The organism is Candidatus Cryosericum odellii, assembly GCF_003570935.1.
Taxonomy (GTDB): Bacteria; Caldisericota; Caldisericia; order Cryosericales; family Cryosericaceae; genus Cryosericum; species Cryosericum odellii.
In genome coordinates this window covers 1-2,534 of the sequence record NZ_QXIU01000174.1, presented here as the reverse complement: position 1 = coordinate 2,534, position 2,534 = coordinate 1, and the positions used below count along the sequence as shown (strand labels likewise).

Sequence of the window (2,534 nt, the reverse complement as noted above, 5' to 3'; positions counted from 1 at the left end):
GGCGGAAGGCGTTGCTGCCGGCCGTCAGGGTGATGATGCTGGCGACTATGGCAAGGGCAAGCCCGGCGAAAAGGACGCTGAAAATCAGCGCCATGAACGAATTCCGCGCGAAGAAGTAAGGGAGGACGGGGAACAGCAGTCCAATGATGTAGGCAACGCCGGTGAACAGGGCGCTGCGAATCTCGTTGACGCGCGTGTGCTCGGTGAGGAGTCCAATCATCGCCTCTTTGTTCGATGCCAGCTTTTCGGTGATCTCGTCGGTCAGGTCGGCGGGCATCCCGGATTCGGTCAGCTTCCTGGCCAGTTCTGCCTGTGCCCGTTTGGGCGCGACACTGAAAAGGAGGTCGGTCTTGCGGCGGATGCCTTCGTTGACCTGACGTTGACTGCGGACTGAGACCCAAGTCCCGATACCCATGGACAGCGCGCCGGCGAGGCCTACAACGAGACCGTTAACCGCGACGATCTGCGGACGCGTCGGGTAGACGGCCGAGAGACCGGTCACCGCACCAAGCAGTTCGACGAGACCGTCGTTCATGCCCATCACGAAATCGCGGACGTTGTCTTTGGGCAGCGCGTTGAACTGTGATTCCAGCTCTTCCTCGTGGCCCAGCTCATCCTCGATGATGCGTGCGATGTTGGTCTTCTCGGCTTCTTCCAGGGTTGCGAAGTTCAGGAATTGATAGTAGGAGTCGACGGCGGTTGCCTCGGTGATTTCGAGGAGGGATAGATAGCGTCGCGTCCCCAGCAGCTGGCGCAGTAGTCGTGACCAGGCGAACGAGAACCATGATGGTTCGGCGGTGGCGATGCCACGCTTGAGGAGGAACGCGCGCCAGAAGGCCATGTGGAGGGTCTCGACCCGAGCCAGCTCTGCAAAACGCGCCCGCAGAGCAGGGTTCTTCTCTGAACCGGCTAGGTACGCATACAGACGCGATGCGCTCCGCTCGTCGGTGTAGAAGTTCATCGCTTTGGTTGTTTCATTGATCATGGACAACTCCTTTCAGGCTGGCTGGAATTGTGAAGACCATTGTGCCTGGCACTGTGGGCATTCACAATTCATCGGTGGAATGTATGTCGGAGGACAATTGCCTGCTGGGGGCACATCTCGTGGCAGCAGTAGCAGAGCACGCAGGTTTTTCGGTTGAACTGTGGGTACGGCGCAAGCTTGATTGCCGTCGCAGGGCACCGCTGGGCGCAGATGCCGCACTTGATGCATTTGGACGTGTCGACCACGGGGATGGGTCGGTTGGAGGCGCCGACAATGCGCTGGAATGTTGCTGCGATCGACACCACCGCACCACCCATGTAGCTGCGGGGTCTCGCGAACGCCGGCTGGATAGGTGTGAGGTCTCCGACTGCGAGCGTGCCGTCAGGGACAGGGACGACATGCGACAGAGGGGTGAGTTCCCAGTCGATACCCATCATGTGACACATTGCCCAGTCCGCGAGCACAGGATCGTCAGCAACGACGACAGCCCGCAACTGTCTGGGCCTTCCTGCCGACGGGCCCTCTCCGTCCATGCCGAGGATACCGTCCATGACGACCCGTTCATGGATGGGGAGGGCGGCGTGGAGGTCCAGCAGGCATCTGGCAAACTCATCGCCGGACGGGATCATGTGGAGCCCCGTGCGCTCGGCCTTGGGCGTGAGCCCGAATAGATTCTTGACGGCACCCGTGACCAGCGTCAATGAATGAGTTTTTGCCTTAGGCAGATTGAAGAGGACCTTGGACTGCCACAGCAGGTCGGGCAGAGTCATAGGTCGGGGGCTCCGTGGGTGCTCGAGATGGACGCGCCTGAACCTATATTGGTCCAGGTGGCAGATGGTGACCCGCTCGTCGCCGGCGTATTCCTCGAGGCCAAAGTCGGCGGCTAGGCGTTCGCTGGGGACGTGGTTGCCCGGAATGTCGCCAACGATGACGCGGAGCCCGTGTCCGAGCAGAAACCGGACGAAGGCATGAATAAAATGAGGGTTGGTCGCCAGCGCCCGCTCGGGATCTGCTTCCTGCAGGATGTTTGGCTTGACGAGGACAGTGTCGCCAGGAACGAGCCCGCCCAGAAGGAACCCCTGGTGGCTTGCGAACACGTCACTTAATCGTCCTTCGTCGTAGTCGTCGAGCCGGTCGATCCATGCTTGCATACGTGCCTCCTGTTGTGTATCAACAGGATAGCAGTAGCAGCCCGTGACTCAAGCCTGTTCCTGTGCAGGGATGTGCTCGAGAACGGCCCTGAGCGCGTGGCGTGTCGGCAACAGGAAGGCCAGCACTACCAGGACGGCTGCGACGCCCAGCAACAGGTGATACGCCGACGTGATGCTGGTGTGCTGCGCCCACTGACCCAGGATGATGACGACACTTCCGCCGATACCCCACGAAAAACCCATGATAGACGCGGAAACGAGGCCACGGTGATTTGTGACCAGTTCGTGCGCGAAGACGATGTTGGAGCTCAGCGTCATGCAGCTGAAGAAGCACATGGCCGGGAACCAGATGATGCTGGTCGACCCGGTCAGGACGAACATCAGGAGGGTGACGGCCA

At 60.4% G+C, this 2,534-nt stretch carries 2 protein-coding genes and 1 pseudogene; all 3 read right to left on the bottom strand.

The window, feature by feature from the left end; translation table 11 throughout:
* Window positions 1–985, bottom strand: a 985-nt coding sequence (locus SMC5_RS07175) for a VIT1/CCC1 transporter family protein (RefSeq protein ID WP_119120162.1), incomplete at its 3' end; no start/stop codon positions are given.
* A gap of 68 nt (window positions 986–1,053) precedes the next feature.
* Complete coding sequence (locus tag SMC5_RS07170; RefSeq protein WP_119120161.1) at window positions 1,054–2,136, bottom strand: DUF362 domain-containing protein; 1,083 nt, start codon at window positions 2,134–2,136, stop codon at window positions 1,054–1,056.
* Window positions 2,137–2,184: 48 nt separating this feature from the next.
* Window positions 2,185–2,534: pseudogene (locus SMC5_RS10740) on the bottom strand (hypothetical protein); the annotation flags it as partial.

Bases quoted from the DNA above. Each gene is read 5' to 3' on its own strand.
- SMC5_RS07170 (WP_119120161.1), bottom strand. From the start codon at position 2,136: ATGCAAGCATGGATCGACCGGCTCGACGACTACGACGAAGGACGATTA.